Genomic DNA, 24,907 nt, shown 5'->3' with positions numbered 1-24,907 from the left:
CGCCAGCTTGCCGCACTCAGCGGAGGGCTCCTCCTCACAAGGCGCCCAGGCGATGCTGCTCTTCCCGGTGGGCGTCGGGGTTGCCTTCGGGGTCCCCGTCGGGGTTGCCGAGGCCTTCGGGGTCGCCGAGGCGGTCGGGGTTGACGAGGCCTTCGGGGAGGCCGTCGGCGTCGCGGTGGCTCCGCCTTCAGTGACCTCCGCGACGGCCGTCGAAATAGGTAACAGCGTTGCCATCGCCACGAAGGCGGCGGCAAGCAGAGAAGATCTTCCTCGCACAGTGCTCCAATCGTGGATCAGCCGGTCGGCCCGCTGATGCGGCACACGACCGACCTTGATCATCCTCGGTCGACGGCCGCGACGACCCCAAAACTGGCGGCGGCGAACGCGGCCCCCGTATTGACCGCGACAAATCGACGGGCAGCACGATACAACAGCAGCATTCGGAAGATCCTGACAATGAAGGTGAAGACTGCTCAGATCCACCTATTTGCCAGAGGGATTCTCCTAGCATGAACGCCATGCCAAAACCCAGACGGATCTGGCCAAAAGTAGCGATATCACTCGCAAGCGTGACACTCGTCAGCATCGCCGTACTGAACTGGATCTGGGTGCCGGGCGAACACATCACAGGTCCGCGAGGGAGCACCCCTCCTTGGAACCCGCCTGAGCGATCGAGCGCAGAGATCGATGTGCTGCGCGAGGTCCGCTACCTCGACGACCGGGTCTTCGGAGACTTGGTCGTGACGCGGAAGGACGGCTGGAGAGGACTTCGCGCCGAACGGCTCGCGGACCAGGCCGAGGCCTGGGTTCACGAGCGGCGTTGGGGCCCGGAGATGACGGCGCACGTCGCCGTCGGGGATCACCGCGTCGCCACCGCCTGGGCCGACGGCAAGGTGACCCTCATCGACGTATCCACCGGCGCCGCCGTGTGGACGACGACCCTGCCCCCAGGACCGCGCCCGGCGCGGGACGACGACGAGGTCTATGAACCCCCGCAGTGGTCGCTGTCCGTCGCGGGCGATCCGGCCGCGCCGTCCCTGGTGGTCCTGCATGATGGGCGGATCGACGTGCTCGACGCCGGCACCGGGGGCCTGCGCTCGACCTACCGGAATCACTCGTGCGAGCTCATAGAGTCGGCATACGGCGTGGGCGCCGCCATCCTGGTGAATCACTTCTGCGCCGACAAGACGGAGAGCTTCGTCGTCGACCTGCACGACGGTGAGCTGCTGTGGCGACCCACGCCGGAACCACAGCCCACGATGCGGGCGATTGACATGGACCGTGTGGTGTCGATGGGCGACTCCCCGGGGATCACCATGCGCCGCACCCGCGACGGCGCCGTCCTGTGGCGGAACCGCGATGCGGGCGGGAGCGGCCATGGTGACGTCGCCCGCCTGGCCGTGTCGGACGATCTCATGATGGCCCGTACGGACGACGCCGTCGTCGCCTACGGCATCGCCGACGGCTCCGTGATCTGGCGTACCCGGATCGGGCCGATGAACAGCACTGGGGACGCCGGGGTCGTCATGACGGACGGGAAGGTCGCTTACGTCCAAGGCCCGGACAACACGCTCGTCAAACTTGACGTACGGACCGGACGAGTCCTGGCCGAGCGGGCCTTCGACGGCATCATGTATCTGGAGCAGATGCGTGAGGGAGTCCTCACGATCACCCACCATCCGCCCGGCGACGGGCCGTCGCGGACTCTTCTGGTCGGCTAGATACGGCGGCACCACCACCGGAGAGCTGTCAGGGCATTGCGTACCAGGTAGTGGTGGTTTGAGTGACAGGCCCGCGATCCCAGCTCAGCGGAGCGGGAGTATGCAGCGCATCTGCTGTCCACGCTTTCACGTCGTCGTCGTCGGCGATCCGTGATCGTGGAACGCGGGTGACCGCACCGAGGAGGTTCCAGCCGCCAGGATGGCGGTAGAGGGCGTACTGCTCGACCAGCAGGCTGCTGGTGGTATGCCACCCGCCGGCCGGATCGGCATCGTCCAAGAGCTTCCAGGGCAGCAGCGAGGTGGTGCCGCCGCCGGCCTGGCGGGTGGCCCAGATTTTGGCCCGATGATCGCTCAAGGCCCGGCGCGATTGGCCCAGCAGTCTGCCCACCAGCAGGTGCCGCCGGTGCCGGCGCAGAACGTACACGGTGCGCGCCGGTCTTGGGACATGATCGGAAACGGCCATGGGTTGCGTGTTGATGAGTCGAATATCCACGAACCGGGCCTGAAGTCCCTGGTCAGCCCGGCCCGGCGCCACCGTGCCGGACCGGCCGGCCAACGTCATGCCATCCCGCGAGGCTCCTTGACGTGCCGCACGACCGACGAGGTCATCGAGGGCGCCCGGGCAGGTGTCGGACGGCATACGGACTTGATCATCATGCTCGGGGCCGGAAGTCACGTCCTCGACGATAGGACGCGCTCTCACTTGTCACCACATGATCGGCAGATCTCCGGTGTGGCGGCGTCCTGCGCGTCGCCACGCCCGAAGAGGCCCACGTACGACGGCGCGCTAACCCACGTCCAGGGCGGTGCCGTACAGGCGGGAGACCTTGATCCTGATCACCACGCGGCCCTCGCGAGCCTGCTGATCCAGGTAGGCGGCGGGATCGGCCGGATCGCCCGCGAAGGCCAGCAACTCCTCGGGCCTGCCCGACACCTCGGCCTCGCCCTCGGCGACGGCGAAGGACCAGACGTCCGGGCCGCTCACGTGGAGGGCGACGTGCGGGTCGTTGCGCACCTGCCGGGCCTTGAGCCGGTCGGCCGTCGTCGAGATCCGGATGCTCCGCTCGGCGGGATCCCACCGGTAGAGGACGGTGGACATGGCGGGGTGGCCGCTGCGCTTCATCGTCGCCAGCACACCGAACTGCTGCTCGCCGAGGAGCGTCACCAGCTCCTCGTCGGTCAGCGAGCGAGGGGCGGGCCCTGACTGGTTCTCGTTCATGTTCTCTCCTGATCAACGCGGGGGTTCAGAGGGTGGGAAGCGCGACCTTCTCGGGCTCCGGAGCGGGAGCGGGGCGGCGCAGTACGGCGAGGCTGACGAGCAGGGCGGCCACGAGGAGCCCGGCGGAGACGGTGAAGGCGAGCCGGTACCCGCCCGTGAGCGCCGCCGCCTCGGAGGCCCCGGAGGCGAGCAGTACGCCGGTGCGCGAGGCGGCGAGCGTCGACAGGACGGCGACGCCGAGCGCCATGCCGATCTGCTGGGTGGTGTTGAACAGCCCGGACGCCAGCCCCGCGTCGTCGGCCTTGGCGCCGGACATGCCCAGCGTGGTCAGGGCGGGAAGGACCAGCCCGCCGCCCGCGATGAGCAGCATCACCGGGAGCAGGTCGACCGCGTACGAAGCCTGCACCGGCACCCTGGTGAGCCAGCCCATCGCGCCCAGCAGCAGCACCAGTCCGGCCACCAGGACGGCGCGCTCCCCGAAGCGGGTGTTGAGCCGGGCGGAGACGAACAGCGACACCCCGCCGATGGCCACCGCCGCGGGAAGCATCGCCAGCCCCGTTGCGAGGGCGCCGTAGCCGAGGACCTTCTGCATGTAGAGGGCGACGATGATCTGGAAGGCGAACATGGCCGACAGCGCCAGCATCTGCACCAGGTTGGCGCCCGAGACGTTGCGCGAGCGGAAGATGCGCAGCGGCATCAGCGGGGTATGCGCGGTCGTCTGGCGGACGAGGAACGCGGCCAGCAAAGCGAGCGACACAGCGCCGAGGCCCAGCGTGTGGCCGGCCAGCCAGCCGTACTCCTCGATCTTGACGACCGTGTAGATCCCCAGCATCAGCCCCGCGGTCACCAGCAGGGCGCCGAGCACGTCGGCACCCGCGGCCAGGCCCGCTCCCCGATCGCCGGGGAGAGCCTTGATCGCCAGCGCGATGGTGGCCAGCCCGATCGGCACGTTGATGAAGAAGATCCAGTGCCAGCTGAGCGCATCGGTGAGCACCCCGCCCAGGACCTGGCCGATCGAGGCGCCGGCGGCGCCGGTGAAGCTGAAGACGCCGATGGCCCTGGCCCGCTCACGGGTCTCGGTGAACAGCGTCACCAGGATGCCCAGCACCACCGCCGAGGCCATCGCGCTGCCCACCCCCTGCAGGAAACGCGCGGCGATCAGCAAACCGGGACCGGTGGCCACCCCGGCGAGCAGGGAGGCGGCGGTGAAGACCGCGTTGCCGGCCAGGAACATCGTCCTGCGGCCGATGAGGTCGCCCAGCCGACCGGCCAGCAGCAGCAATCCGCCGAAGGCGATCAGGTACGCGTTGACGGTCCAGCTCAGCCCGGCGGGGGTGAAGCCCAGATCGCGCTGGATCGCGGGCATGGCCACGGTCACGATGCTGCCATCGAGGATCGTCATCAGCATCGCGGCCGAGAGCACGATCAGGGCGCGCAGTTTGGGATACGACATGGTCTCTCCTGTTCAGAAGCAACAAGAGAGACCGTAGCAGATAGTTCCGTTGCAGACTATCTTTCTCGGATCTATTGCCGTGCCCGGCGAGCCGGCCGCGCCGCCTCTTCAGGGGTGGCCAGGTGCCCTTGAACCAGCCGATTCATCGCACGGAGCAGCACCTCACGCTCGTCCTCCGGCAGCGAGTCGAGGGCCGCGCGGTGAACGCCGTCCACGATCCGCTGGCTGCGTTCGGCGGCTTCCCTGCCCTTCTCGGTGACCGCGATGATCCTGGCCCGCCGGTCGGTGCTGGACGGGCGGCGCTCGGCCAGCCCGGCCTTCTCCAGGGCGTCCACCGTGACCACCATCGTGGTCTTGTCCATGTCGCCGATCTCCGCGAGCTGGATCTGAGTGCGTTCCTCCTCGATGGCGTGGACCAGCACGCAGTGCATGCGAGCGGTCAGCCCGATCTCGGCGAGCGCGGCCGCCATCTTGGTACGCAGCACGTGGCTGGTGTGATCGAGCAGAAACGACAGGTCGGGCTCCGCGCGTGATGGCGCCATGGCGGTCATGGACCCATTGTAGTTTCGTTGCGGATTATCTGCTCTCGCTCGATCCGCCTGACGGGCACCCGCGGCCCGTATCAGCGCGGCGTCAGACCCCTGTGAGCGGTGGTGGACATCGTGATGTGCATGTCAGCCGCACGACGTAGCACCGTCGTCGCGCGAAAGAGCACCGGAAAAGGGGACTGAAATGGACGCGCTGTCCGATTTCGTCGAGGCCACGGCCACGAAGTTCGGCATTCCCGGCGTCGCCGTCGGGGTGTGGGCGAACGGCCGGGAGATCTACGCATGCCACGGCGTGACGAGCGTCGACAACCCGCTGCCCGTTGACCAGGAGACGCTGTTCCTGCTGGGCTCGGTCACCAAGACCTACACGGCGACCGCGCTGATGCGCCTGGTCGCGGACGGGCGCGTCGAGCTGGACGCGCCGGTGCGCCGTTATGTCCCCGAGCTTCGGCTCAAGGACGAGCGGGTCGCGGCGGAGATCACCGTGCTGAACCTGCTCAACCACACCGCGGGGCTGGACTGGGGGATCATCGACGACACCGGTGAGGGGGACGACGCGCTGGCGGCCTATGTGGCGAAGATGGCCGGGCTGGAGCTGATCGCGCCGCCCGGCACCCGGGCCTCCTACAGCCAGGCCGGCTACAACCTGACCGGGCGGATCCTGGAGAAGGTCACGGGTCTGACCTATGAGCAGGCCATCGCCTCGCTCGTCTTCGAGCCCCTGGGCCTGGCGAACAGCTTCTACGCCCGCGACGACGTCATGACCCGGCGCTTCGCCGTGGGACACGACCTCGGCGAGGACGGAACGTTGTCCATCGCCCGGCCGTGGCGGCATTGGCGCGGCGACAACCCCGGCGGGGGCATCGCGTCCTCGGCGGCGGACCAGCTGCGCTGGGCCCGCTTCCACCTGGGCTCCGGCGACGGAGTCCTGCCTGCCGAGGTGCTGCACCAGATGAAGGAGCCGACGGTCGCGTTGCGGGCCAGCTCGCTCGGCGACGCCATCGGCACCAGCTGGTTCCTGCGCGACGTGGACGGTGTCCGCACCGCCGGGCACGGCGGCTCGACCAACGGCCAGTTCGCCGAGCTCCTCACCGTGCCCGGACGCGACTTCGCCGTCGTCTCACTGTCGAACGCCGGCCCGGACGGCATCCCGTTCAACCAGGCCGTCGTCCGCTGGGCGCTGGAGACGTACCTCGGCGTGGTCGACCGGGACCCCGAGCCGCTGCCCCATGACCAGGCGCGGGCCCAGGAGGTCGCCGGGACCTACGAGAACGACGCCATGACGCTCACCATCGGCGCCGACGGCACGGGTCTGATGCTGGAAGTCCTGATCAAGCCGGAGATCCGGGCGGCGTCGGACATCGAACTGCCCGCCGACCACGCCCCGTTCGTTCTCGGCCTGCTGCCCGGCGACACCGACGAGTACATCCTCACCAGCGGCGCCTTCAAGGGTCAGCGCGGCTACTTCACCCGCGACGCGAGCGGCACGGTCACCGGCGTCGACCTCGCCGGCCGGCTGTTCAAGCGCGTTCCGACGGCCTCGGAGTGAAGCCCCGGGCCTCGCGCCCCCGAGATCAGCCAGTGCGAGGTCCGATATCCGCCGTTGGTCCACCTCAGGGCCCGGCGAAGATGAGCGCCATGACTGAACGAGGCATGACCGCCCCGCCGGAGGCGGCCGGACGTACGCGGCCGACGGCACGCCGTGACTTCGGGCTCCTGTGGGCCGGGCAGTCATTGTCATTGTTCGGGGACCAGTTCATGACGCTGACGCTGCCCCTGCTCGCGGTGACGGTGCTGGGCGCGAGTCCGGCCCAGGCCGCGCTGCTGCCGTTCGCGCTGTTCCTGCCCTTCCTGCCGCTCGGCCTGCCCGCGGGCGCCATCGTGGACCGGTTGCCTCGCCGTACCGTCATGCTGGTCTGTGACGGCGTGCAGGTGATCGCGTTCGGCGCCATCTGGGTCTCGGCGGTCACCGGCGTTCTCAGCTTCGCCCTGTTGTTCGCGCTGGTGCTGCTGAGCGGTTGCGCGGTGGTGTTCTTCCAGGTCGCCTACACCTCCTACCTGCCTGGCCTCTTCCCCGAGCCAGGCGAGTTGCACCGCGGCAACACCCGCCTGGCGCTGTCGGAGTCCACCGCCAAGGCAGTCGGGCCGATGGCGGCCGGGCCGGTCATCGGGGTGCTCGGCGTGGCCGGCGCGCTCCTGGCCAACACCATCAGCTTCGCCGCCTCGTTCGTGACCCTGGTCATGATCCGGCACCGGGAGGCGCCACCCGCCGTCACGGTGCGGGAGCGGGGCTGGGTACGGCGAGACATCGCCGCCGGGCTCAGATTCGTGCTCAGGCACCCGGTTCTGGAGCCGGTCCTTACCTGCGGCACCGTTTATGTCCTGTTCCTTTCCATGGTCGAGACCAGCCTGGTCCTGTATTGCCGCAATGTCCTTGGACTGTCCCCGCTGTGGATCGGGATCGTGGTGGGCGCCGCCGCGGCCGGCTACCCGATCGGCAATCTGGCCTCGGCCTTCCTGATCAGGCGTCTTGGCAGTTCGCGCGCGCTCATGCTCGCCGCCACCGTGTCGGTGCTGGGCATCGTGGCCATGCCCGTGCTGGGAACTTACGGCGGTCTGGGAGCCGCCGGCCTGGTCATCGGCAGCATCGTGCACTGCGTGGGCGAGGGCGCCTTCAGCCCCACCTCGGTGACCCTGCGCCAGACGCAGACCCCGCCGGAGCTCCTCGGTCGGGTGTCCGCCGTGCAGCGGTTCCTGCTGTGGGGCGCGGTGGCGGTCGGCGCCCTGCTCGCCGCCGCCGCCACCGCGCTCGGCGGGCTGGAGGCGGCGGTGTGGATCGGCGCCCTCGGCACGATCTTGTGCCTTCCCGCTCTCATGCGCCGCGGCATCCGCGCCGGCTGATCTGGGAGAGGTCAGCCCACGGCGTGGGCGCGGATGATCAGGTCGATGGACGGCGGCTCTTCCTGCACCGGTCGGGCACGGGAGCCCGGGCCCCGAGCAGGTTCAGCTTCGGCCGAGCATTTCGGCGGTGAGGATGTTGCCGCCGAGGCCCCAGCCGCCGTCGGGGACTTCCTCGAGGAGGACCAGGGTGGTCGCCCGGGCCCGCTCGCCGTACACGTCTGCGTAGGCGTCGGTGACGGCGTCGATGAGCTTCTTCTTGGATTCGGGGGTCAGGGTGCCGGCGGGCACCTTGAGGTTGGCGAACGGCATGGTGATTTCCCTTTCGTGTGATGTGGATTCAGAGTGATGACCCGCGGTGCGGCGACATCAGATGATGCCGCCGTTCGCACGCACGACCTGCCCGTTGACCCAGTGCCCCGCGCGGCCGGCCAGGAAGGCGACGACTTCGGCGATGTCCTCGGGGGTGCCGAGCCGCTCGAGCGGGGGCTGCTTGGCGAGCCGCTCGATCGTGGCCTCGTCCTTGCCCTCGAGGAACAGGTCGGTGGCGGTCGGCCCGGGCGCGACCGCGTTGACCGTGATGTCGCGTCCCCGTAGTTCGCGGGCCAGGACGAGCGTCATCGCCTCGACGGCGCCCTTGCTGGCGACGTACGCCCCGTAGTTCGGCACCTGCAGACCCACCACGGAGGTGGACAGGGTGACGATCGCGCCCCCGGCGCGCACGCGGCGCGCGGCCTCTCGCGCCATGACGAACGTGCCGCGGATGTTGGTACGGTGCAGCGCGTCCAGGTCGTCGAGGTCGAGGTCCGCGATCGGGGACAGCGACAGCCGTCCCGCCGAGTTGACGACGACGTCGACCCCGCCGAAGACCTTCTCCGCCTCGTCGAACATCGCCGCGACCGCGGCCTCGTCGGCCACGTCGGCCTGCACCGGGATCGCCTGGCCGCCGGCCGCCGTGATCGCCTGGACCACCTCGGCCGCAGCCGCGGCCGACCCTTGGTATCCCACGACGACCGCGGAGCCCTGCGCTGCCAGTGTCGTCGCGATCGCCCGGCCGATCCCACGGGAGCCGCCGCTGACTATGGCTACGTGCCGATTACTCATGGAAAGCCCTTTGCCTATCGTTGATACATATTTACCGTATCGTCGTTACGACATGACGGTAGCACAGGTCTCGTATCGATGCTAACGACAGGGCGTATCATTGCTTTCATGGCCGGAACAGACACACTTCGCGCGGCGATGATCGAAGCCGCCGAACATCAGCTAGCCACGTCCTCCGACAACGAGATCGCCACGCGCGCGGTCTGCGAGGCGGTCGGCGTGAGCCAGCCTGTGCTCTACCGGTTGTTCGGCGACAAACGAGGACTCCTCGACGCCGTCGCCGACCACGGCTACGAGCGCTACGCCACGCTCAAGGCCGCCCAGGAGCAGACCGCCGACCCGGTGGCCGACCTGCGCGCCGGCTGGGACGGCCACATGGCGTTCGCGAACGAAAACCCGGCCCTCTACCAGCTGATGTTCACTCCACGGCCGTGGTCCCACTCGACAGCTCGAGACCGCGTGTTCGACCTGCTGGTGGCGACGCTCGTACGGTGCGCGGCGACGGGTGCGTTGAAGGTCCAGCCACAGACCGCCGCCCAGCTGATCCTGTCGGCGAACATCGGGAACGCCCTCAACCACATCGCCAGACCGGCTCTGTTCGACGACCCCGCGCTGTCCCACCGCATGCGCGACGCCGTGTTCTCGCACGTGCTCACCGAAACGACGTCGCAGGAGGATGCCGACCCACTGCACACCGCCGCACTGCGCCTCCACGCGCAACTCGACCTCGTCGGCACCGACGCCCTCGAACCAGTCGAGACCGCCCTTCTCCTGCGATGGCTCGAACGCATCACGCAGCCCAGCCGAGCATGACGCTTCACGCGGAGATGATCAGTGGTGTGGCCGAGCGGACGGCGAGCACCGCGACGGACGCCGGGCTCGCGATCAGGAGTTGCCCTTCCGACGCCTGTCTTGTCCGCCGCAGTTGCCGTAGCTTTGCGCACCGCCGAAGGCCTGGATACCGGTATCCGTGGTGTCCTCGGGGACGCTGCTGATCCACCCTCGGAAGAGCACACATACGCCTTTGGCCTGCGCTTTCACCGGACCGGCGTAGTACCTGTAAGCTCCGGCGTCCTCGAACTTGTCGGGGCGGTTCGTACCGGCGACCTGGCGGTAGAGAACGGCCTTGGTCTGAGTGGGCTGCCCCACGAAACTCGACTTGATGGTGACGACGCAGTTCTCCCCGGTATGCGCGTTGTAAAGCAGGTGGACATGGCCCCGGACGATGCCATTGCGGTCGATCACCGAATGGGTGCCGCCCGTCACCTTCCCGAAACCGCTGCCGCACACCTGTTCAGGGGTGTACCCGCTCTTCGCGGCGGAGGCGGGGGCCGGTAGCGCTGCGAGGATCGCAAGCAGGGCCGCTGAGGCGAGTCGTGCCGTGACGCTACTGATCATGAATGTCCTCCCGTGTCGTGACAGCTGCGCATGGATCCACTTGAGCTCGAGATCTTCAGCCCCATGAGAACTGGATCCCGGCTCCCCCGCCGGCGGGAGGTGTACGTCCTGACCGAAGATCGCTCGCAGATCCTCCGCTGGTCCCGCGACACCGGCACCTGGCGCCGCATCGGCGGACCGGCTCAAACTCTGACGGTGGGCCCCAGCACGGGATGATTCCACCGTCGCCGCCCGTCCTGCCCACTTAAGCGATCAGGCCCCGCACGCCGCCCTCGTCCCGGTCGCCGCCCTCCGCACGTCCTGGCCTGCGGTCGTCACGCCCCGCCGACCCGGCTTGCCGGCCTGACCTCTTCGGTGTGGTGGTTCTTGCGCAGCTTGACCACGGTGAAGATGGCGAGAGCGGCCATGACGACGGCGGCTACGCCGCTGACCAGGTTGAGTCCGTCGGTGTAGGCGTCGCGGGCGTGGTCGAGCAGCGCGGCCCCCGCGTGCGCGGGAAGCTGCTCGGCCGCCTCGATCGCACCGGCGATGCTGTCCGCCGCACTCCCTGCGGTCCATGCGCCGGCCATCTGACTGCGGTAGAAGGCCTCCCCCAGCGATCCCAGGAGCGCCACGCCGAGTCCGACACCGAGCTCCGCGCTGGTCTCGGACATGGACGCCGCCGACCCCGCCTTCTCGGGCGGGGCGGAGCCGACGACGAGGTCGGTGCCGACGGCCAGGATCGGCCCGATGCTGATGTAGACGAGGATGAATCCGGCGACCAGGACTCCGAGCCCCGAGACGGCGTTCACCTGGGTGAGCGCCGCGTATCCGAGCGCCGCTATGACCAGGGCGACGGTGACGACGGTGCGGGGACCGTACCTGCTGGTCATGGCGGGGGCCACCAGAGAGGCGACGACCGACGCCAGCGCCGCCGGCAGCAGCCACAGCCCGGACTCCAGGGCCGAGAGGGCCTGGACCGACTGCAGATATTGCGTGATGAACATGTACACGCCGCCGAGCGCGACCGTACCGAGCAGCAGCACGCCGAGCGCCACACCGAACCCCGGGCTGGAGAACAGCCGGAGGTCGAGCAGCGGATTGGCGAGCCTGACCTGACGGCGGACGAAGAGGACGCCGAAACCAGCGCCGATCGCGATCGCCAGGATCGGGACCACGCCGAACCCCTCCTTGACGCCGTAGACGATGGGAAGGATGGCGGCCAGGGACAGGGCGACGCTGGCCAGGTCGAGCCGTCCGGCGCTCGCGTCACGGTATTCGGGAAGCAGTAGCGGCCCGGCCACCAGGAGCAGGACCATGACGGGCACGCCGATCAGGAACACCGACCCCCACCGGAAGGACTCCAGCAGCAGCCCGCCGACCAGCGGACCCGCGGCGATCCCGCCCGAGAACGAGCTCATCCAGACCGCGATGGCCGAGCCCCGCTGCCGCTCGTCCTGGAACATGTTGCTGATCAAAGCAAGCGTGGACGGCATGAGCGTCGCGCCGGCGATCCCGAGCAGGGCTCGGGCGGCGATCAACATCTCGGCGCTCGTCGCGAACGCCGCCAAGGCGGAAGCCGCCCCGAATGCCGTCGCGCCGATCAGCAGAAGCTTGCGACGGCCGATGCGATCACCCAGGGTCCCCATCGTGACAAGGAACCCAGCGATCATGAAGCCATAGATGTCCATGATCCACAAGGTCTGCGCGCCGCTCGGCTGAAGATCCGCGCTGAGGTGCGGCAAGGCGAGGAACAACACGGTGACATCGAGGGCCAGCAACACGGTCGGCAGGGTGAGGACGGCCAGCCCGGTCCATTGCCGCCATCCAGCCCTGGCGGGGGCGATCGTTGACATTACAGGCATCCCTTCGAGAAGCAGTGATGTGCTTCAGGCTGCCGACCGGGGCTTTCGGAGAACTCACGGCCCGCTTTTGGCGCGCCATAAGGTGACAAGCATGCGTTTCGGGGTGCTCGGTCCGCTCGAGGTGTGGACCGACGAGGGCAAGCCGGTCAAGGTCCCGGAGGCCAAGGTCCGCGCCCTGCTCGCGATACTGCTGGCGCACCGCGGAAGGGCGGTCTCCGCGGACCGGCTCGTGGACGACCTCTGGGGAGAGCACCTTCCCGTCAATCCCACCGGCACCCTGCAGACCAAGGCGTCTCAGCTGCGGCGGGCGTTGGCGGAGGCCGAAGCCGGCGGCCGTGCGCTGGTGGTGTCGCGCCGCCCCGGCTATCTGCTCGACGTCGATGACGATGCTGTGGACGCGGGCCGGTTCCAGGCCTTGCTCGCCCGTGCGCACGCGAGCGCCGTTCCCCAGGACCGCGCGGCCCTGCTGAACGACGCGCTCGCACTGTGGCGCGGGCCCGCGTTCGAGGACATGGAGTTCCTGCGGGCCGCGGCGGCCGGTCTCGAGGAGCAGCGGCTGGTGGCCCTCGAAGACCTGGCAGAGGTACGGCTGGCGCTGGGCGAGCACGGTCGGCTCGCCGCCGAGCTCGCGGACCTCGTGACCGAGCACCCGCTCCGCGAGCGGCTTCGCGCGGCGCACATGCGCGCGCTGTATCGGTCGGGACGGCAGGTGGAAGCGCTGGACAGCTATCGCGACCTGCGCGAACGCCTGGCCGACGAGCTCGGGCTCGATCCGGGTCCCGAGCTGGCCGACCTGCACCGGGCGATACTCAGCCAGGACGCCGACTCGGCGCGACCCCAGACGAACCTTCCCGCGCCGGTCAACGAGCTGATCGGCAGGTCGGAGGCGGTGGCGGAGGTACGGTCCCTGCTCACCTCCTCCCGGCTGGTCACGCTCACCGGCCCCGGCGGCGTCGGCAAGACCAGGCTGGCGATGGAGGTGGCGAGCGGGCTCTTCGACGGCTACGCGGACGGGGTGTGGCTGGTCGACCTCACGCCACTCAGGGAGCCGGCCATCGTCGACACGATCGCGGCGGTTCTGGGCATCCGTGACGACGGAACGTACGCGGACTCGGCTGATCGTCTCGCCTCCGGCATACGGGCTCGGCGGTTGCTGCTGGTGCTGGACAACTGCGAGCACCTGATCTCGGCCGTCGCCGCGCTGGCGGCGCGGCTCCTGCGGAGCGCACAGGACCTGCGCATCCTGGCGACCAGCCAGGAGCCGCTGGCGATCGCCGGTGAACGGCTGTGGGCGGTGCCGCCGCTCGAGCTGCCCGATCCTGATGCGGCGGATCCGCGGGCGTCCAGCGCGGTACGGCTGTTCGCCGAACGTGCGGCCCCCGGCTTCGTGCTCCATGACGACAACGCACACGTGGTCGCGGAGATCTGCCGGCGGCTCGACGGGATCCCGCTCGCTCTCGAACTGGCCGCGACCCGGGTCCGCGGGCTTGGCGTGCGGGAACTCGCCGACCGGCTCGGCGACCGGTTCCGGCTGCTGACCTCGGGCCGGCGCGATGCGCCGGCGCGGCAGCGGACGCTACGCGCCACGATCGACTGGAGTTGGGAACTGCTCAGCGAACCAGAGCGCACCGTGCTCCGCCGGCTCGCCGTCCACGCCGGCGGGTGCACGCTCGCAGCCGCGGAGGCGGTGTGCGCCGGTGCGGGCGTCCGGCACGGGGAGGTGCTCGACCTGCTGATGCGGCTGGTGGACCGGTCGCTGGTCGTCGTGGCGGACGGGCGGTATCGCCTGCTGGAGTCCGTCGCCGAGTATTGCCGCGAGCGCCTGGTCGAGGCGGGCGAGTTCGACGAGGTACGGCGGCGGCACGCGGTCTACTATGCCGAGCTCGCAGAACGGGCCGACCTGCGCGGCCACGACCAGCGCACCTGGCTGGAGCGCCTCGACGCGGAGAGCGGCAACCTGCGCGGCGCGCTGCTGCTGGGCGACGCCGTGCTCGCGCTGCGCCTGGTCAACGCGCTCGGCTGGTACTGGTACCTCCGCGGCAGGAAGGCCGAGGCCCTCAGATCCATCGGGACGGCCCTGTCCGCAGCTGGGGAGGCCGCCCCCGACCTTCGCGCGAAGGCGCGGATCTGGCAGGCGGCCATGTCCTCCGACGTGCCCGCGCCGGGCGCTGCCGTACTCGAGGACATCGCCGATCCCGGCGAGCGTGCCAGGGCGCGCTGGCTGCTCGCGTACGCCAGGTTCGGCATCGGCGATCTGGCCATCAGCGAGGACCTCATCGACCAGGCGATCCCCGTCTTCCGCGCGCTCGGCGACCGCTGGGGAATCGCCGCGGCGCTGAACACCCGAGCCATGCTGGCGACGTTCCGTGGCGACCTCGCGGCTCTGGAAAGCGCCGCCGAGCAGAGCATGGCGCTCTTCCGTGAGCTCGGTGACGAATGGGGGCGGCTGAAGTCGATCGAGGGCCTCGCTGACCTCGCCGAGATCACCGGGGATTACGAGCGAGCCACGTGCCTGCATCGGGATGCGCTCAGGATCGCGGAGAGTCTCGGCCTGTGGGGCGAGGTCTCCATGCACCTCTCCGGCCTCGGCCGGCTCGCCCTTCTGTCCGGAGACCACGCGCGGGCCGACGACCTCCACAGCCGAGCCGCGCGGCTCGCCGTCCAGCAGGCCGACACCATCGCGGAGGAGTTCGCCGATCTCGGACTCGCGCTCGGTGCCCGACGCCAGGGGAGACTCGACAACGCCGAGCAATATCTGCGGAAATGGCTGGATTGGTCACGGCGGCTCGACGCCGACGTAAGCGTCGCTCTGATCCTCACCGAGCTGGGCTTCGTGGCCGAGCTGCGCGGCGATGCGGAGGCCGCCCGGGAGCTGCATCTGGAAGGCCTGGCCGCCGCCCGCGCGACGAACGATCCGCGGGCCGCCGCGTTCGCGAAGGAGGGCCTGGCCGGGGCGGAGTCGCTCGCCGGTCGCCACGAGCCGGCCGCCCGGCTGCTCGGCGAGGCCGCCGCGGCCAGGGAAGCCGCCGGCGCTCCGCTGCCCGACGCCGAACGCGGCGACGTCGACCGGATCACCTCGAGGCTGCTGGCGGCGATGGGCGAGCCTGCCTTCACCGCCGCCTTCACCGCAACAGGCCGTCGCGACGCGCTGCGAAACCCCCCGCTCGGCGAGATCGTTCTGAAGGATGAGCGATCGAGGCAGTGATGCCCCAACCCCTCGGAAGCCGGGGTAAGGAGGTCGCGATTCCCGCGATGTCGCATGCCTAGCCGCTCAAACGTCGACGCAGCAGGCAGAACTCGTTGCCCTCCGGGTCGGCCAGTACGTGCCAGGATTCCTCGCCCGTCTGACCGACGTCGGCGGGTACGGCGCCGACAGCCAGCAGGCGCTCCAACTCGGCGTCCTGGTCGCGGTCGGTGGGACTGACGTCGATATGCAGCGGCAGCTTGCCGGCCTTCGGCTGGTCGGCCGGACTTAAGACGATCGTCGGCTGGAGGCCGCCGAAGCCCTCGGCCTCAGGACCGATCTCGACGCTGCCCTCGACCCGATCGAGAACGACGTAGCCCAGCACGTCGCACCAGAACGCGGCAAGACGTTCGGGATCTCGGCAGTCGATCACCAACTCACTGATGCGGCACGCCATGCGGTTGCCATTACCCCGTTCAACACCCGCCATGCGCTCGACCGGTGAGGCCGGCGACTTCCTCCTGGCCCAAGAGAGGAGTGACATCATCGAGATCATTTCCCCCTACGATCATTCCGGCGGCATCGACGCGTGCGGAATCCCTCTCGGCATGAGATCGAAAGAAGGTTGCGGAAATGCTCCGTACACGCCTGGCCATCCTGGCCACGGGAATCGTCGGCGCTTCCCTGCTGTCCGCGGTCACCCCACGACCGGCCGTGGCCGCCTCCGCCCTGAGCTGCTCGGCGGTCGTGCCGGTGTACGGCATCGACGGGGACGGCAAGCTGCGCTGGTACGGCCACCGCGCCGGCGCCTCCGGCGCAGATTCCTGGGCCACCGACAGCGGCAAGGAGATCGGCTACGGCTGGAACACGCTGGCCAAGGTGTTCTCCGGCGGCAACGGTGTGATCTACGCGGTCGACGCCGACGGGAACCTGAAGTGGTACCGCCACCTGGACCCGGCGACCGGCGAGCGCGGCTGGGCTCCCGGCGAGCGCACGGTCATCGGCCACGGCTGGGGCGACTTCGTGGACATCGTGTCGGCCGGCTCCGGGGTCATCTACGCCCTCGACAAAGCCGGAGACCTGCACTGGTACCGCCACCTTTCGCCGACGACCGGCGAGGCCCGGTGGGCGCCGGGAAGCGGCAAGGTCATCCGCTCGGGCTGGACAGCGATCACCACGCTGATGACCGGGCGCGACGGCACGCTGTACGGCGTGAACACCAAGGGACACGTCCGCTGGTACGACCACACCGACCCGGCCGCAGGCGGCACCGCCTTCGGTCCGGGCACGGGGCTGGTAACCGGCGAAGGCTGGGACGACTACCGCAGCCCGTCCGGCGCCGGAGCGGGTGTCGTCTTCGCGCTGGACGCAGCCGGCCGGATGTGGTGGCACCGCCACGCCGATCCCCTGGCCGGGGCACCCGTCTGGCAGGACCGCCGCCCGCTGAAAACAGGATTCGCCTCCTTCACCACCCTGTTCGCCGACGCCACCGCCTGCTCGCCGGACCAGTCCTTCACCGGCTACACCCCCGGCAAATCCGGACAGAGCCTCTACTACAGCCAGGGCCGGGTCGGCGCTGTCCTGACGGAAGGCGCCCGAACCGCCGTCACCTACGGCCGGCTACGCAAGTTCGCCGAGACGACGACCGAGGCGACCGTCTCGACCCGGGCCTGGGTCCGCGTGCTACCCGGGCCGTGGTCACCCTCGGCGCCATGGGCGCCCTCATGGCCGGCGGCCAACATCGCCAGGACCGACGAGGACCTGCTGGACATCGCCACGCAGTACCTCGCGGGCGCCCCCGCCAAGGTCCGCGATGGCCTGCTCTACGCGGGCGACGCCCACTACGGGCCCTTACTCCCGGACGGCACCCGGGAAGAGGGCGCGGACTTCAACGACTACCTCGGCCTCGCATGGACCTACGACGACCAGACCGACCCCCCGGAAGCTCGCCAGAAGGAATCGCTGGACTGTTCCGGTTTCGTCAGAATGGTCCTCGGCTACCGCGCCGGCTACCCCCTGGGCATCGGTGACACACTGAGCAAGTCCGCCTTTCCCCGCCGAGCCGTGCAAATGGCCGACGAGAACGCCCCGGGGATCACCGTGATCGACGGCGGTACGGCCAAACCCACGTCCTACGCGGACCTGCAGACGGGCGACCTGCTGTTCTGGGACGCCAGCACGGACGACGGCACAGCCCTCGACCACGTCGGCATTTATCTGGGAATCGACTCCACCGGCAAACACCGGTTCATCTCCAGCCGCAAATCGGTCGACGGCCCTACGCTGGGCGACGAAGGCGGCCCCTCGACCCTCGACAGCGCCACCCTCTACGACCGCTCCTGGCGAAAGGCCAAGCGCGCCTGACCTCCGCCCGACCGCCCCAACGCCCGCGGCCAAAAATCCCACACTTCCCTTCGGGAACAAGTTCGCTTACCTCAGCTTGTGAGCTGCGGCGATGTGGCTGGACGATGCAGGCGCTACCCGCCCAGCAGGAGACGACAAGTGCGGTCGTCCATGACGATCAGCTTTCTCTGGCTCCGGGCCCTCGCCGCTACGGCAGCGCGGGCCCTTCGGAGCGCAGCTTCACCCTCACCGGCGTAGGCGCGACTGGAGTTGATCGCGAGATGGCGTAGCGTGGCTCCATGGATCGGATGAGTGACGCCGAATGGCGTGAGTTCGTCATGACGGGGACACGCACCGGGAAACTGGCAGTGACCCAGGCCAACGGCCTGCCGCACGTCACGCCGGTCTGGTTCCTGCTCGACGGGGACGACGTGGTGTTCACCACCTCGGCGACCAGCCTCAAGGGCAAGGCCCTGAGCCATAACCCCCGGGCCGCGTTGTGCGTGGACGACCAGGAACCGCCGTACTCCTACGTCCTCATCAAGGGCAGCGCCACCCTCTCCCCCGACCTGGAAGAACTCCTGGTGTGGGCCACCGAGATCGGCAGGCGATACATGGGCGACCACCGCGCCCAGGAGTTCGGCACCCGCAACGCCGTCCCCGGAGAGTGCCTCGTACGACTGCACATCGACAACGTGGTCGCCCACCGAGCCGTCGCCGACTAGCGAGCGGAGATGTCCCAGCTCCCATGACCGAAACGTGAGGCCGGCGGCGACCTCGCCTACGCCCCTCACGCAGAGCTCGGATCACGGCGAGCACCTGGCGACATGAGAGCACCCGAGACAGGTCAGCCGATGCAGGAGCGACAGAAGCCGACCGGGCCGTAGGAGCGGCTCACCGATCCGGCGTGCGCGAGCCGTACGCCGGGCCGAACACCACCAGCAGTGCCAGGTCCTCGGTCACCTCGTCGAACCGGTGCTCCTCGCCCGCCGGCACGAAGATGACCGAACCGGGGCCCACCTCGGCCGTACCGTCCGGCGTCACGATCTTGGCCCGCCCCGCAGTGACCACGTAGATCTCATCTTCGGTGTGCGGGCTCTGATCGTCGCGCCCGCCGGCCGGGATGCAGTACGTTCCCACCGACAGGTCCGGCACCCTCAGGTGCTCCACCCAGTCGTTGGCCGCTCCGGCGGCGAGCGGCGTCCACGCCCCCGCGCCTTCGATGATCTGCATGGCGGAAGCGTACCTACAGGTCGTTGGTGAGAGCCTCCGTTGAAGGGCATGGCCGCGTATTCGCCGAAGAGGTCTGGCACCTGGCCGCCTTCCTGGCCTCACCGGCCGCCGGCTGTATCGCCGGGGCGAACATGGTGGTCGACGGCGGCATGGCCATCACCTGAGCGACGTTCAGGTTGGGATTGGAATGGGTCGCCGACCTAGCGGTCGAGCCCGAAGAGCTCTCTCGTGGCTTGGACGGCGTCGGGGCTTCCTTGAACGTGGAGGCGGCCGGTGGAGACGGCGGTGAGTGACGCGGCGGGATCACGCCCGATCTCGGCGAGGGTCGCGGCATCGGCGCAGGTCAGGACGGCGTCGGGAGCGTCGGCGTGGCCGGGGCAGGTGTGCAGCGCGCCGTCGGCGATGCGGGCGTGCATGGCGTCGGCGCCCACTCTGAACTCGACGGTGAGGGATAGGGCCTGGGCCCGCTCCGGCCGGAACATCGCCCGCAGCGACGGCGTGATCCAGTGGATCTGGAAGGCGTCGTCGTCACTCTGCTCCCCGAGCAGGCGCATGCCGAACCGGGCCAGCTCGGTCACCGCCGGTTGCAGACTCCGGCCGAGCGGCGTCAGCTCGTACACCTTTGACGCGGCAGGGGCGGGGAGCGTGCGCCGACTGACGATCCCGGCTTCTTCCAGGGCCTTCAGGCGGGTGGCGAGCATGTCGGTGGAGATGCCCGCGAGCCCGCCGAGCAGATCGACGTAGCGTTTCGGCCCGTCGAGCAGCTCCCGGACGACCAGCAGAGCCCACCGCTCACCGACCACGTCGAGTGTCTTGGCCACCGCGCAGTAGTGGCCGTAGGTCCGCGATGCCATGACGAGAGCCTACCGCAGGTCTCTCAGAATCAAAGCGTCCGCTCTGATATTCAGATCGAGAACTTGACTTTTCCAAGTGATCGCCTGAAGGTGGTGCAGCGGCAGGCGCCCAACAAGGGCCGCCCTCACGAACGGCCCCGGAGGACGCCTCATGACCCTCGTCGACACCGACCCAGCCACCACCGCGGTCACGGTCGAGCACCTGTGCGACTTCGCCATCACGTTCCAGACCATGCAGACCTTCGCCACCCCACTGGGCACGCGCATGATCGCGGTCATCGACCGCGGGACCGTCGAGGGCCCGCGGCTGCGCGGCGAGTTCTTACCCGGCGGCGGCGACTGGATCATGGTCGGCTCCGACCGCGTCGCCCGCCTCGACGTCCGGGCGACGCTTCGCACCCATGACGACGAGTTGGTGTTCGTCACCGTCACCGGTCGCGCCTCGCTCCCGGACGAGGCGATCGGCCGGCTGTGGGCCGGCGAGACCATCGGATGGGACGAGATGCACGCGCGGTCCGCGCCGCTGTTCGAGACCGGCGCGGACCGCTACGCGTGGCTGAACTCCACCGTCGCCATCGCCGTCAACGAGCTGTCCCTCAACCACGTGAACTACCGCGTCTACAGCATCCAGTAATCCGGCCAGCGACAGGAGGTAGGGCACGCCATGCCCACCACCGCATCGCCCTCATCCAATGTCAGGGCACTCTGCCTCGACGTGGTGACGCTCGACGAGAACGGGCTGGTCGAACGCAAGGACACCTTCATTGACCTCCCCCAGGCGCAGAGCGCGATCTCCGCCGCAGCGGCGGCCGGGTCCAGGAGTCACTCATGACACCGGAAGTCGGAGTGTTCCTGCCCGCCCGAGAACCACTCCTCAAACGGCACCTCCATCGCCGGGTGCTCGACTTCGCAAACCAGGCGGAAAAGTCGCCCAGCTCATCGCGCTGATCTTCACGGTCAACACCTGGAACCGCATGAACGTGACCACGCGCAAGACCCCCGGCACCGAGTAGCCGCACGTCCGCTCCTGGTGATGCCGCTTACCACCTTCATGGGACCACTGCTTCGGCCGGACTACGCCGGCCGTACCTCACCGGTGGGCGTCGGGGACGAGGACGACCTTGCCTGTCGTCGCCCGCGACTCCAGGGCGGCGTGCGCCGCGGCGGCCTGCGACAGAGGGAAGGTCTGGAAGGCGGGCACCAGAATCCCGTCGGAGGCCGCTGCGAGTGCGCGAGCCTCGTCGGCGGCCGCGTCCTGACCCTCCAGCAGCAGCCCCAGTGCGTCGATGAAGCGCACGCCGCGCTCCTTCAGCTCCGTCTCCTCAGGGCGGAACCCCTCCCGCGAGGCCGCTCCGATGGTGACGTAGCGCCCTCCCTCGGCCAGCAGCCCGAAGGCGGCGCGCCCCTTGTCGCCCTCGACACCGTCCAGAACGACCGTGACGCCGCGCCCGCCCAAGGCGTCGCGGACGGTGCCCGCCCAGTCCGGCAGGTTGTAGTCGACAGCGAGGTCGGCTCCGAGCTCTCGTACGGCCGCCGTCTTCGCCGATCCACCCGCCGCGCCGATGACCGTGGCGCCGAGGCGGCGGGCGAACTGGACGACCAGACGGCCGATGCCACCGGCCGCGGAGGTGATCAGGACCACGTCGTCGGAGGTGAGATCGGCGATGTCGAGCAGGCCGACGGTGGTGGTGCCGGTGACGACCATGGTGACGGCGGCCTCGTACCCCAGTCCGGCCGGAATCCGGTGCAGGGACGAGACGTCGGCGACGGCGAGCTCGGCGTAGCCCCCCGGCCTGCCCTGCGCGGTCACCACCGCGGCGCCGATCCACGCCTCATCCACGTCCGGCCCGACCGACTCGACGACGCCGGCCACCTCTCCCCCGAAGATCGCCGGAAGTTCGGGGAGCGGCGGACCGATCGCCAGCCCTTCCCGCATCGCTGTCTCGATCTGGTGGACTCCCGCGGCCCTCACCGAGACGCGGACCTCGCCCGGCCCCGGTACGGGATCGGGCACGGTCTCATAGCGGAGGTTCTCAGCGGGCCCGAACACGTGCAGCACGACGGCGCGCATAACCGTTCCTTCCGGTGAATCGGCTGAAGAACACCCACTCTGCAACCTCTACTTAACTTGAGGTCAAATCTCGAACCGGACACCGCGCCCCATCTGCGGCAACTTCATCGCCGGCGCTCTGATCACCAAGCGTCTACGGCAGACCGTGTGGGGCATGTCCGTACTCCTCTGAATGCCGCAGGGTCGTCTCCGAAGGCGGCGCCACCGAGTATGTCCACCGGGTAGGTACGGACGTCGGTTGGTGCCGGGCCCGCTGGTGGCGGCTCAGGGCTTTGTCAGGTAACCGGCGAGAGTGCTGCGGTTACGTTGGAGGCCGTCGATGCGCTCGTCCATGGCCGCCAGTTCGCCGTTCATGATGTCCCACAGGTCTGCGCACCACTCGAATTCCGGGCGCTCGCCCCGCGCACACGGCAGCACGGAACGGATCACCTCGGTGGACAGCCCCGCCTTCAGCAAGGCACGCACCTGCCGCACGGTGACCACGGAATCTTCGCCGTAGGAGCGGTAGCCGTTCGTACCACGTCCGACGTCGAGCAATCCCTGCGCCTCGTAGTAACGCAGCAACCTCGGGCTCACCCCGGTACGCCGGGACAACTCCCCGATCAGCATGTGATCCGCCCCACCTCAGGTTGACCTTTCCATCGGTGTGAACCCCTAACGTCGTCTCATGAACGGACATTCCGGCGCAGATTGTCCGCGCGATCATCAATGATCCCTTCGATTTCGTTCTACCAGGAGTGACGCATGTCCACTTTTGTTGTTCACCGTAACGGCCAGGCGGCCAGTGCCGAGGAGCTGGCGCCACTCGCCTTCGCGGGCTACGCCCACTTCACCGCCATGCAGGTACGTGGAGGCCGGGTACGGGGTCTCGACCTGCACCTGGAGCGGTTGCGGTCCGCCTCCATGGAGTTGTTCGGTCAGGCATTGCCCGGCGATCGAGTGCGGACCCGGCTGCGGGCGGCACTCCAGGCCGGCCCGGCCGACCTCTCGCTGACGGCCACCGTGTACTCCCCGGCGGGCGAATTCACCGTGGCAGGAGCCGACGCGGAGCCCGAACTGCTGGTACGCACCGGACCGGCCGCATCAGGCCCGCAAGGACCGCTGGCGCTGGCGGCAATCGAGTACGAACGGATCCTCCCCACCGTGAAGCACGTCGGAGAGGTGGCCAAGACGTACTTCCTCCATCAGGCCGTCGGCCAAGGCTTCGATGACGCCGCCTTCGTCGACCGCCACGGCCGGCTCAGCGAGGGATCGATTTGGAACCTGGCCTTCTGGGACGGTGTTGCGGTCGTGTGGCCCGAGGCCGAGATGCTGGGCGGCACCACGATGGCCATCGTCCGCCGGCAACTGGATCGCCTCGGTGTGCCCCAGCGCGTCCAGGAGATCACGCTCGCCGACCTGCCGACGCTGACCGGGGCTGTGGTCATGAACTCATGGACGCCGGGTGTGGCCGTACATCGGATCGGCTCCGTGTCCTTGCCCGAAGCGCCGTCTTTCCTGCAGGTGCTGCACCGGGCCTACCAGGCCGAACCACTCACGGCGCCATAAGGGCGCAGGTCCTGCCGCACCCGCGGACTGCGGCCATGGTGGCCGGGGATGGGCAGGAATCGGCGGCAGGGCGGTCTGGGAAGTGAGCAGTCCTCCGGTGTCATCTGGACGAACGCCAGACGACCAAGGAGCTGTACGTGATGGAAGCCGACGCAAGGACCCTCACCCCGACCGAGCGGGCCAACCACCGCACCGTCGCCGAAATCTACTCGGCGCTGAACGCGGGCGACCTGCAGGCGTTCGCCGAGCGCCTTGCGCCGGACATCTCGTGGACGGTGGTCCCCGGTGCCCCGACCGGCGGCACCTACCACGGCCCGGGCGAGGTCCTCGAGAAGGCGATGGGGCCGATCGCCGTGGACTGGGCCGACTTCGGGCTCACCCCCTTCGAGCTCACTCCGGTGGGCGACAAGCTGTTCGTCGTGGGCGAGTACCGCGGCGTGCACCGGGTGAGCGGGAAGGCGACCGCCCTCAGGTTCGTCCATGTCTGGCACCTCCAGGATGGGAAGGCGCAGCGGTTCGAGACCGTCTTCGACACCCACACCCAGTGGCGGGCGACGCAGTAACCGGGACAGCCCATTCTCGACGACCTGCCGCCGCGCGAGATGCGGGAAACGACGCGCACGAGGGTGGGCAATTGGCGGGCAGCGTGCTGGGTAGCGGCGCGGAAGCCGTCGTCCGGACCGTTCGCGGTCCTTCGTCGTCCCCGACAGCCGTCTGGACCTGCTCAAGCTGTTGCGTGAGTTCACCGCCTTCTGGAAGCAGCACGGCGAGACGCTGGTCCGTGGCACCACCTACCACGAGGCCGCATGCCAGATCATCCTCATGGCCTACCTGCACCGAATCGTCAATGGTGGCGGCCTCCTCGACAGGGAATACGCGGCGGGCACCGGGCGGCTGGATGTCTACCTGCGCTGGCCGTACGGCGAGCGGCAGGTGCAGCGGGAGGCCATGGAGCTCAAGGTGTGGCGGCCCGGTCAGCGGGATCCGGTGGACGAGGGGCTCGCACAGCTCGACCGCTATCTGGACCGGCTTGATCTCGACACCGGTTACCTGGTGGTCTTCGATCGCCGTCCTGAAGCGTCGCCGCTGGAGGAGCGCGTCCGGTTCGATCACGACCGCACCCCGAGGGGACGGCAGGTCACCGTTCTGCGGGCGTGAAGGTGTCAGTCCTCGGCCAGACGGATTTGAGGCAAGGCGGGATCCGGCATATCGCCCTCGACACAAATGATCCACATTTTGTGCCATTCGCGTTGACAACGGCCTTATTCCGATCGATGCTTTCTTCGCTGCGCGCCCATCTTTTGACCATCGTGCCCATTATTTGGGCATCCCGGGAGAAGCTCACGCCGTGTTCGCGATGCATTGCCTGAAACCCGAGGCCGGACCTGCCGCCGCCTTAACAAGGCGCCCTGTGGAGGGCGGTGCAGGCACGGGAGCCATCAAGGAGAGGGGCGTCGCGCGGTGCCGTAATGGCACGCCGACCTGCCCT

At 69.1% G+C, this 24,907-nt stretch carries 28 protein-coding genes; 15 read left to right on the top strand and 13 right to left on the bottom strand.

Going from position 1 to position 24,907, the window contains the following annotated elements:
* Positions 1-52 precede the first annotated feature (52 nt).
* Positions 53-313, top strand: a complete 261-nt coding sequence (locus tag ACTMTI_RS39875) for a hypothetical protein (RefSeq protein WP_441125962.1) — start codon at positions 53-55, stop codon at positions 311-313.
* A gap of 256 nt (positions 314-569) precedes the next feature.
* Entirely contained in the window at positions 570-1,721 is a 1,152-nt protein-coding gene (locus ACTMTI_RS39870; RefSeq protein WP_441125961.1) for an outer membrane protein assembly factor BamB family protein, read from the top strand.
* 28 nt (positions 1,722-1,749) lie between these two features.
* On the opposite strand, the gene ACTMTI_RS39865 is transcribed toward ACTMTI_RS39870, so the two are convergent.
* From ACTMTI_RS39865 to ACTMTI_RS39850, 4 genes are all read right to left on the bottom strand, one after another.
* The gene (locus ACTMTI_RS39865) at positions 1,750-2,283 is read right to left on the bottom strand and encodes a hypothetical protein (protein ID WP_441125960.1); all 534 of its coding nucleotides are present in this window, start codon (positions 2,281-2,283) and stop codon (positions 1,750-1,752) included.
* 225 nt (positions 2,284-2,508) lie between these two features.
* Positions 2,509-2,940: a pyridoxamine 5'-phosphate oxidase family protein gene (locus ACTMTI_RS39860; RefSeq protein ID WP_441125959.1), complete on the bottom strand. Its 432-nt coding sequence runs from the start codon at positions 2,938-2,940 to the stop codon at positions 2,509-2,511.
* A 25-nt stretch (positions 2,941-2,965) separates the two neighbouring features.
* A complete protein-coding gene (locus tag ACTMTI_RS39855; protein ID WP_441125958.1) occupies positions 2,966-4,393 on the bottom strand; it encodes a DHA2 family efflux MFS transporter permease subunit in 1,428 nt (475 codons plus the stop codon).
* 71 nt (positions 4,394-4,464) lie between these two features.
* Positions 4,465-4,944 (bottom strand): MarR family winged helix-turn-helix transcriptional regulator, encoded by a 480-nt coding sequence (locus ACTMTI_RS39850; RefSeq protein ID WP_441125957.1) that lies wholly within the window; start codon positions 4,942-4,944, stop codon positions 4,465-4,467.
* A 181-nt stretch (positions 4,945-5,125) separates the two neighbouring features.
* Between ACTMTI_RS39850 and ACTMTI_RS39845 the strand changes: the two genes are divergently transcribed.
* Together ACTMTI_RS39845 and ACTMTI_RS39840 are read left to right on the top strand one after the other, a co-directional pair.
* On the top strand, positions 5,126-6,490 hold the full coding sequence (locus ACTMTI_RS39845; RefSeq protein ID WP_441125956.1) for a serine hydrolase domain-containing protein: 1,365 nt from the start codon (positions 5,126-5,128) through the stop codon (positions 6,488-6,490).
* 89 nt (positions 6,491-6,579) lie between these two features.
* On the top strand, positions 6,580-7,842 hold the full coding sequence (locus ACTMTI_RS39840) for an MFS transporter (protein WP_441125955.1): 1,263 nt from the start codon (positions 6,580-6,582) through the stop codon (positions 7,840-7,842).
* A gap of 102 nt (positions 7,843-7,944) precedes the next feature.
* On the opposite strand, the gene ACTMTI_RS39835 is transcribed toward ACTMTI_RS39840, so the two are convergent.
* Positions 7,945-8,151: a 4-oxalocrotonate tautomerase family protein gene (locus ACTMTI_RS39835; protein ID WP_441125954.1), complete on the bottom strand. Its 207-nt coding sequence runs from the start codon at positions 8,149-8,151 to the stop codon at positions 7,945-7,947.
* Between the two features lie 57 nt (positions 8,152-8,208).
* Complete coding sequence (locus ACTMTI_RS39830) at positions 8,209-8,943, bottom strand: SDR family oxidoreductase (protein WP_441125953.1); 735 nt, start codon at positions 8,941-8,943, stop codon at positions 8,209-8,211.
* A gap of 108 nt (positions 8,944-9,051) precedes the next feature.
* Here ACTMTI_RS39830 and ACTMTI_RS39825 point away from each other — a divergent pair, with 108 nt between their 5' ends.
* Positions 9,052-9,756, top strand: a complete 705-nt coding sequence (locus ACTMTI_RS39825) for a TetR/AcrR family transcriptional regulator (protein WP_441125952.1) — start codon at positions 9,052-9,054, stop codon at positions 9,754-9,756.
* 72 nt (positions 9,757-9,828) lie between these two features.
* On the opposite strand, the gene ACTMTI_RS39820 is transcribed toward ACTMTI_RS39825, so the two are convergent.
* The gene (locus tag ACTMTI_RS39820) at positions 9,829-10,341 is read right to left on the bottom strand and encodes a hypothetical protein (protein WP_441125951.1); all 513 of its coding nucleotides are present in this window, start codon (positions 10,339-10,341) and stop codon (positions 9,829-9,831) included.
* 63 nt (positions 10,342-10,404) lie between these two features.
* Here ACTMTI_RS39820 and ACTMTI_RS39815 point away from each other — a divergent pair, with 63 nt between their 5' ends.
* Positions 10,405-10,557, top strand: coding sequence for a hypothetical protein (locus ACTMTI_RS39815; RefSeq protein WP_441125950.1), 153 nt, complete (start codon positions 10,405-10,407; stop codon positions 10,555-10,557).
* Positions 10,558-10,655: 98 nt separating this feature from the next.
* On the opposite strand, the gene ACTMTI_RS39810 is transcribed toward ACTMTI_RS39815, so the two are convergent.
* The gene (locus ACTMTI_RS39810) at positions 10,656-12,185 is read right to left on the bottom strand and encodes an MFS transporter (RefSeq protein ID WP_441125949.1); all 1,530 of its coding nucleotides are present in this window, start codon (positions 12,183-12,185) and stop codon (positions 10,656-10,658) included.
* Positions 12,186-12,276: 91 nt separating this feature from the next.
* Between ACTMTI_RS39810 and ACTMTI_RS39805 the strand changes: the two genes are divergently transcribed.
* Entirely contained in the window at positions 12,277-15,390 is a 3,114-nt protein-coding gene (locus ACTMTI_RS39805) for a BTAD domain-containing putative transcriptional regulator (protein ID WP_441125948.1), read from the top strand.
* A gap of 58 nt (positions 15,391-15,448) precedes the next feature.
* On the opposite strand, the gene ACTMTI_RS39800 is transcribed toward ACTMTI_RS39805, so the two are convergent.
* Entirely contained in the window at positions 15,449-15,826 is a 378-nt protein-coding gene (locus ACTMTI_RS39800) for a VOC family protein (RefSeq protein ID WP_441126102.1), read from the bottom strand.
* Positions 15,827-16,002: 176 nt separating this feature from the next.
* On the opposite strand from ACTMTI_RS39800, the gene ACTMTI_RS39795 reads away from it, so the two are divergent.
* Positions 16,003-17,733, top strand: coding sequence for a tachylectin-related carbohydrate-binding protein (locus ACTMTI_RS39795; RefSeq protein ID WP_441125947.1), 1,731 nt, complete (start codon positions 16,003-16,005; stop codon positions 17,731-17,733).
* 278 nt (positions 17,734-18,011) lie between these two features.
* The gene (locus tag ACTMTI_RS39790; protein WP_441125946.1) at positions 18,012-18,437 is read left to right on the top strand and encodes a PPOX class F420-dependent oxidoreductase; all 426 of its coding nucleotides are present in this window, start codon (positions 18,012-18,014) and stop codon (positions 18,435-18,437) included.
* 169 nt (positions 18,438-18,606) lie between these two features.
* Here the strand turns inward: ACTMTI_RS39790 and ACTMTI_RS39785 are convergent, their stop codons facing one another.
* Complete coding sequence (locus tag ACTMTI_RS39785; RefSeq protein WP_441125945.1) at positions 18,607-18,945, bottom strand: cupin domain-containing protein; 339 nt, start codon at positions 18,943-18,945, stop codon at positions 18,607-18,609.
* Between the two features lie 26 nt (positions 18,946-18,971).
* Here ACTMTI_RS39785 and ACTMTI_RS39780 point away from each other — a divergent pair, with 26 nt between their 5' ends.
* Positions 18,972-19,109 (top strand): SDR family oxidoreductase, encoded by a 138-nt coding sequence (locus ACTMTI_RS39780; protein ID WP_441125944.1) that lies wholly within the window; start codon positions 18,972-18,974, stop codon positions 19,107-19,109.
* Positions 19,110-19,145: 36 nt separating this feature from the next.
* Here ACTMTI_RS39780 and ACTMTI_RS39775 read toward each other — a convergent pair whose 3' ends face one another.
* Positions 19,146-19,799, bottom strand: a complete 654-nt coding sequence (locus ACTMTI_RS39775; RefSeq protein ID WP_441125943.1) for a winged helix-turn-helix transcriptional regulator — start codon at positions 19,797-19,799, stop codon at positions 19,146-19,148.
* A gap of 151 nt (positions 19,800-19,950) precedes the next feature.
* Here ACTMTI_RS39775 and ACTMTI_RS39770 point away from each other — a divergent pair, with 151 nt between their 5' ends.
* Positions 19,951-20,433, top strand: coding sequence for a DUF3237 domain-containing protein (locus ACTMTI_RS39770; protein ID WP_441125942.1), 483 nt, complete (start codon positions 19,951-19,953; stop codon positions 20,431-20,433).
* 30 nt (positions 20,434-20,463) lie between these two features.
* On the top strand, positions 20,464-20,631 hold the full coding sequence (locus ACTMTI_RS39765) for a hypothetical protein (RefSeq protein ID WP_441125941.1): 168 nt from the start codon (positions 20,464-20,466) through the stop codon (positions 20,629-20,631).
* A 258-nt stretch (positions 20,632-20,889) separates the two neighbouring features.
* Here ACTMTI_RS39765 and ACTMTI_RS39760 read toward each other — a convergent pair whose 3' ends face one another.
* Complete coding sequence (locus ACTMTI_RS39760) at positions 20,890-21,870, bottom strand: zinc-binding dehydrogenase (RefSeq protein WP_441125940.1); 981 nt, start codon at positions 21,868-21,870, stop codon at positions 20,890-20,892.
* A 264-nt stretch (positions 21,871-22,134) separates the two neighbouring features.
* On the bottom strand, positions 22,135-22,479 hold the full coding sequence (locus ACTMTI_RS39755; protein ID WP_441125939.1) for a MerR family transcriptional regulator: 345 nt from the start codon (positions 22,477-22,479) through the stop codon (positions 22,135-22,137).
* Positions 22,480-22,614: 135 nt separating this feature from the next.
* Between ACTMTI_RS39755 and ACTMTI_RS39750 the strand changes: the two genes are divergently transcribed.
* The 3 genes from ACTMTI_RS39750 (at position 22,615) to ACTMTI_RS39740 (ending at position 24,576) form a co-directional block, all read left to right on the top strand.
* Positions 22,615-23,418, top strand: a complete 804-nt coding sequence (locus tag ACTMTI_RS39750) for an aminotransferase class IV family protein (protein ID WP_441125938.1) — start codon at positions 22,615-22,617, stop codon at positions 23,416-23,418.
* Between the two features lie 140 nt (positions 23,419-23,558).
* Positions 23,559-23,981, top strand: coding sequence for a nuclear transport factor 2 family protein (locus tag ACTMTI_RS39745; RefSeq protein ID WP_441125937.1), 423 nt, complete (start codon positions 23,559-23,561; stop codon positions 23,979-23,981).
* Between the two features lie 169 nt (positions 23,982-24,150).
* The gene (locus ACTMTI_RS39740; RefSeq protein WP_441125936.1) at positions 24,151-24,576 is read left to right on the top strand and encodes a hypothetical protein; all 426 of its coding nucleotides are present in this window, start codon (positions 24,151-24,153) and stop codon (positions 24,574-24,576) included.
* Positions 24,577-24,907: the final 331 nt, after the last annotated feature.

This window comes from Nonomuraea sp. H19, from assembly GCF_052068215.1.
Classification (GTDB): Bacteria; Actinomycetota; Actinomycetes; order Streptosporangiales; family Streptosporangiaceae; genus Nonomuraea.
Note: the sequence above shows the minus strand (reverse complement) of the source record. Positions and strands in the feature narration are given on the sequence as shown.